The sequence below is a fragment of the Haloferax sp. s1 genome, assembly GCF_058382125.1.
On the sequence record NZ_JBZRPK010000452.1, the window covers coordinates 1 to 4850 of the forward strand.

Sequence of the window (4850 nt, forward strand, 5' to 3'; positions counted from 1 at the left end):
TCGTCGACTGGGACGTCCCTGCAGCACGCTACGAACAGGCCCTCGAGCGCTTCGAGTAAAACCCAGAATATCCTGACATTTCTTTCGACCGCGACACGCCGAGAGCGACTGCACTCGCACCAAAAGCCTGTGAAACGGGGATGGCGTTATCTCGGGGCTACCGTTAGTTATCGGAACCGTCGAGCAGGTCTGAAACGTCGTGCTCGTCGGCCAGTGCCTGAATTCGGTCGTTCAGTGTAGCGAAATCGCGTCCTGCCACCCCCCGGTCGAAGCCAGCGAACAGGCCGATAGGCTCGTCGCCGACGAAGGTTCGGAACTGTTCGAACGTGTCGAACCCGCGGACAGTGTAGCTGTAGTCGGCGTAGTACAACACTTCGTAGGTGTCCCTCGTGACGTATCCAAAGCGCTCGTTGTCGACGAATCGAGATACGTCGACTGAGTCGAGGGCGACGGCGATGTCGTCTCTGAGATAGAGATGGTCGTAGCTATGATGGTCGAAAATCCACACGTCCCGAAGGTCATCCCCACCGAAGTCGCGAAAAACATCGACGAATTTGGCAAGCGTGTCGCTCATCATCTGGTACCTCGTCTCGGCAGTAATAAAAAATGCCCATGTATGCCAGATAACCACACAGCGTCGAGTCCATCGCGTGAGGTTCTGTGAGCGACGGGTCGCCGGGGTTTTGCCCGTCCGCGAAGAAGCAGGCGGTATGCCCAAGCCGAAAGACGAGTTCGAGACGCTCTACGGATATCTCCTGTACGAACCGGCGGATATTCTCGACCCGGACTACATGTACACGGTCGCCGAAATCGCGCGACTGATGCAGGGCCTGCCCGTCCAAGCCGACCTCAACGAGGAGACGGAAAACCGCATCATCCAGTGGACCATCCCGTGGATTATCGCCAATCAGAACGATTTCGTCATCAACGACCCCCGAAGCGACGAACCGGGGTTCTTCGGACTTCACCCGGATGCCGTCCCAGACGAAGAGGAAACGGGAGAAGACGAAGTGGGGGAAGGTGAAGCGGGAGAAGATGAAGCGGAGAGAGAAGTGGACGAAGAGACAGCAGACGACGAGGAGTAATAGCCCAACAGTGGTGGCAACAGCCGCCGCCTAGCGATTCACCCGCGCCGCCCGAGCAGCAAGTTCGAGGTCGTCTTGCGGCCGCGTCACGATGCTCGACCCGTGACCGACGTGAATCTCGCGCAGGTCGTCCCCGACGGCCTCGCGCAGGCGGTCGATACTCTCGATGAGTGCCTCGCGGTCGCCTTCCGGTAAGTCGGTTCGGCCGAACCCGCCGTTGGCGAACACGAGGTCGCCCGCGAAACAGATGCCCGACCCCTGGGAGAAGAAACACAGGTGGTCGTTTTTGTGCCCCGGCGTGTGGATGGCTTCGTACACGTCGTCGCCGATTTGGATGCGCTCGCCGTCTTCGATTCTGTTGTCGACCGCGAGGTTGTCAGCGTCGTAGCCCCACGTTTCCACGTCGAACGCCTCGCGGACGGCGTCGGTGTTTCCGATGTGGTCGGGATGCGTGTGGGTGATGTAGATTGCGTCGAGGTCGTCCGTTACCTCGCGAATTTTCGGGAGTACGTCGAAGTTGGCACCGGTATCGACGAGAGCAGTTGTCTCGCCTTCTACGAGGAACACGTTGCTCGTGAAGGTACGAACTCCCTGCGCGAGGTTTCGAATCATGAACAGGGGTACGGCGAGGGGGGTCTTTCGTGTTTTCATATTTTCCATATCTCTTGGATTTAGTTTTTCGTCTCCGCGCGTGAACGCACATTTCATACGGGGAGAGCGATAGATTCCAATAACGGAAACAACCGGGTCCACTCACTACCAATGCGCCAATATCTCGACCTCGTGACAGACGTTCTCGGCACCGGGCAGTACAAACCAAATCGGACGGGTGTAGACACCATCTCCGGGTTCTCGAAGCACTACGAAGTCGACCTCCAGGAGGGCTTTCCGCTTCTCACCACGAAGGACCTCTCGGGCTTCCGCTGGAACTCGCTCATCCACGAACTCCTGTGGTACCTCTCCGGTGAGGAACATATTCGCACCCTCCGCGAGGAGACGGGCATCTGGGACGCGTGGGCCGACGAGGAAGGACACCTCGATACGGCCTACGGTCGCTTCTGGCGGCGCTACCCGGTTCCCGAGGACGACCCCGACGCCCGCCTGCCGGGCGAGGCGTGGCCCGACGACGACCACCGCTGGATGAACGACGAGGGAACCTTCGACCAACTCGCCTACGTCCTCGACACGCTCGAAGAAAATCCGAACTCCCGCCGGATGGTCATCAACGCGTGGCACCCGGCGAACGCGGCGGTTTCGACGCTTCCGCCGTGTCACTACACGTTCGTCTTCAACGTGCAGGGCGACCGCCTCAATCTCCATCTGACCCAGCGCTCCGGCGACATCGCACTCGGCGTTCCGTTCAACCTTGCGGCGTACGCGATTCTCGCGCAGGTCGTCGCCCAGCAAACCGGGTTCGAACTCGGGAAATTCGCCCACACCATCGTCGATGCGCACGTCTACTGCGGCACCGGCGAGCGCGGTGCGTGGTACGGCGACCACCTCGACGAACTCCAGACCCGCCTTTCCGATGTGACGGAACCTGAAGAGTACCTCGACGTGCGCGAGTGGCTTCTCGACGCGGCCCCCGAGGAAGCCGACGGCGAAGAGGACTACGACCACGTCCCCGGACTGCTGTTACAGGCCTCGCGCGAACCGCGCGAGCGCCCGACACTCGATGTGGCCGACGTACCTCTCTCGGAACTCACGTTCGACGATATCGTCCTGCGAGACTACGACCCTGCCGACGGGATTCGCTTCGCGGTGGCCGAATGAGCGAGCACACGGACGACTCGGTACGGTTCGTCCTCGTCGCCGCCGTCGCCGAAAACAGGGTTATCGGACGCGACGGCGACATGCCGTGGCACCTCCCCGAGGACCTGAAACACTTCAAGGCAACGACGATGGGCCACCCCGTCGTCATGGGTCGGACGACCTACGAGAGCATCGCCAGGCAAATCGACGGTCCGCTTCCGGGTCGACGGAACATCGTCCTAACGAGCCGCGACCTCGACCTCCCAGCGGGAGCGGAGACGGTCGACTCGGTTGACGAGGCAGTCACGGCCGCAGAAGCCGCAGCGGACGACATGGGCGTCGAGACGGTGTACGTCGTCGGTGGTGCAACCGTCTACGAGCAGTTCCTCGACCGAGCTTCGGGACTGATTCTCACCGAACTTGACGAGGCGTACGAGGGAGACACGTACTTCCCGGAGTGGCGCGACACCGGAGACGAAACGTCGTGGTTCGAAGTCGACCGCGACGACCGCGACGGCTTTTCGTTTGTCGAGTACGAGCGTCGCGGTGACGTGGCCGAATCGGAGGGAGCACGATGACCGGGGCCGACACTCGCTGGGAATACAAAATCATTCGAACCGCCGATGGCGGTCTGTTCAGCGGCGACACCGCGCCGATGGAGGATGCATTGAACTCACTCGGTGACGAGCAGTGGGAACTCGTCGATACAATCAGTGATTCACGCCCCGCCGGTGCGGGGACCGGACAAACCGCACTCGTATTTAAGCGACCGAAAGAGTAGAACGAACAGGCGTAACCGGGAACACGCAATCGGTGGACGGTGGCACTTTTTCTCTCGTGGTTGATGTCCGAATGACATTTGTTCGTCGCCGTCGTATCTGTTGGTATGGGAGCACACTTCGAATTGTATGCTGATTCGCAAGGAGAGTGGCGGTGGCGGCTCGTCCACGACAACGGAAACATCCTCGCTGACTCCGGCGAAGGCTATACGTCGAAGCAAAACGCCGAAAAGGGCATCGAGAGCGTCAAGGAGAACGCACCGGAGGCACCTGTCGTCGAGGAGTAACGGGATTGGATTGGTGGCTGATGCGACGAACGACGATTGAGTAGCGGCGGCAATCGACGGATAACGACCAGTCTGAATGAACCCCACACCCATGCCGGGTGTGGAGGCTTTTTCCGCCTCCGGAACGGACCAGGGAGTAATGACGAACGTCGCCGACGCGCGCGAGGAGGTCGCACGATGAACCGAAACGACAAGCAGGCGTATGACCGCGGAACGTCTCTGTTCTCACCCGACGGCCGCATCTATCAGGTCGAATACGCCCGCGAAGCCGTCAAACGGGGCGCGCCGGTTCTCGGCGTCCGGACGGTTGACGGCGTCGTTCTCGCCGCTCGCCGCGCCACGCAGTCGAAGCTCATGGAAGCAGAAAGCATCGAGAAACTCCACAAACTGGAAGATGCTCTCGGTGCTGCCACCGCCGGTCACGTCGCCGACGCGCGCAAACTCGTCGACTTCGCCCGGACGACCGCACAGCGCGAGCGCCTCCGCTACGGCGAACCCATCGGTGTCGAGGCGCTCACGAAGGCTATCACCGATAACATCCAAGAGAGCACGCAGTCCGGCGGCATCCGCCCCTACGGTGCGTCTCTGCTTATCGGCGGCGTCGAAAACGGGGAGGGTCGCCTGTTCGCGGCGGACCCCTCGGGGACGCCGCAGGAGTGGAAGGCGGTCGCCATTGGCGGCCACCGCGACGATGTCCAGTCCGCACTCGAAGCGGGTTACTCCGACGACCTGTCGCTGGAAGACGGGCTCACACTCGCCGTCAAGGCGCTTCTCGAAGCTGACACCGAACTCGAAAGCCACGAACTGAATATCGTGACGGTGTCCGAAGCGGGCTACGAAATCGTCGACGAGGACACCGCTGCCGAAGTGTTTGCAGACGTCACCGACGAAGACGAGGAAGAAGAGGAGTAAATGACAAACAGGAGCACAGGTGAACGCGGTACGGG

The 4850-nt window shown here is 60.9% G+C and carries 7 protein-coding genes and 1 pseudogene; 6 read left to right on the forward strand and 2 right to left on the reverse strand.

Going from position 1 to position 4850, the window contains the following annotated elements:
- Nucleotides 1–163 precede the first annotated feature (163 nt).
- Entirely contained in the window at nt 164–574 is a 411-nt protein-coding gene (locus QT222_RS06545) for a DUF7522 family protein (RefSeq protein ID WP_004060415.1), read from the reverse strand.
- A gap of 136 nt (nt 575–710) precedes the next feature.
- Here QT222_RS06545 and QT222_RS06550 point away from each other — a divergent pair.
- Nucleotides 711–995: pseudogene (locus QT222_RS06550) on the forward strand (DUF5827 family protein); the annotation flags it as partial.
- A 120-nt stretch (nt 996–1115) separates the two neighbouring features.
- Here the strand turns inward: QT222_RS06550 and QT222_RS06555 are convergent.
- Nucleotides 1116–1697 carry an MBL fold metallo-hydrolase gene (locus tag QT222_RS06555; protein WP_491476697.1) on the reverse strand — a complete coding sequence of 194 codons (582 nt, stop codon included), beginning with the start codon at nt 1695–1697 and terminating at the stop codon, nt 1116–1118.
- 150 nt (nt 1698–1847) lie between these two features.
- Between QT222_RS06555 and thyA the strand changes: the two genes are divergently transcribed.
- The 5 genes from thyA to psmA2 all read left to right on the forward strand — a co-directional run bounded on the left by thyA (nt 1848) and on the right by psmA2 (nt 4815).
- A complete protein-coding gene (gene thyA, locus QT222_RS06560) occupies nt 1848–2858 on the forward strand; it encodes a thymidylate synthase (protein ID WP_491476694.1) in 1011 nt (336 codons plus the stop codon).
- Nucleotides 2855–3415 (forward strand): dihydrofolate reductase, encoded by a 561-nt coding sequence (locus tag QT222_RS06565; protein WP_004060419.1) that lies wholly within the window; start codon nt 2855–2857, stop codon nt 3413–3415. The genes thyA and QT222_RS06565 overlap by 4 nt, the downstream gene beginning before the upstream one ends.
- Complete coding sequence (locus tag QT222_RS06570; protein ID WP_491476695.1) at nt 3412–3618, forward strand: DUF4177 domain-containing protein; 207 nt, start codon at nt 3412–3414, stop codon at nt 3616–3618. Before QT222_RS06565 ends, QT222_RS06570 begins: the two co-directional genes overlap by 4 nt.
- 105 nt (nt 3619–3723) lie before the next feature.
- Nucleotides 3724–3903, forward strand: coding sequence for an HVO_2922 family protein (locus QT222_RS06575; RefSeq protein ID WP_491476696.1), 180 nt, complete (start codon nt 3724–3726; stop codon nt 3901–3903).
- 177 nt (nt 3904–4080) lie between these two features.
- Nucleotides 4081–4815: a proteasome subunit alpha gene (gene psmA2 / locus QT222_RS06580; RefSeq protein ID WP_004060422.1), complete on the forward strand. Its 735-nt coding sequence runs from the start codon at nt 4081–4083 to the stop codon at nt 4813–4815.
- Nucleotides 4816–4850 lie beyond the last annotated feature (35 nt).

Bases quoted from the DNA above. Each gene is read 5' to 3' on its own strand.
- QT222_RS06545 (WP_004060415.1), bottom strand. From the start codon at position 574: ATGAGCGACACGCTTGCCAAATTCGTCGATGTTTTTCGCGACTTCGGT.
- QT222_RS06555 (WP_491476697.1), bottom strand. From the start codon at position 1,697: ATGATTCGAAACCTCGCGCAGGGAGTTCGTACCTTCACGAGCAACGTG.
- thyA (WP_491476694.1), top strand. From the start codon at position 1,848: ATGCGCCAATATCTCGACCTCGTGACAGACGTTCTCGGCACCGGGCAG.
- QT222_RS06565 (WP_004060419.1), top strand. From the start codon at position 2,855: ATGAGCGAGCACACGGACGACTCGGTACGGTTCGTCCTCGTCGCCGCC.
- QT222_RS06570 (WP_491476695.1), top strand. From the start codon at position 3,412: ATGACCGGGGCCGACACTCGCTGGGAATACAAAATCATTCGAACCGCC.
- QT222_RS06575 (WP_491476696.1), top strand. From the start codon at position 3,724: ATGGGAGCACACTTCGAATTGTATGCTGATTCGCAAGGAGAGTGGCGG.
- psmA2 (WP_004060422.1), top strand. From the start codon at position 4,081: ATGAACCGAAACGACAAGCAGGCGTATGACCGCGGAACGTCTCTGTTC.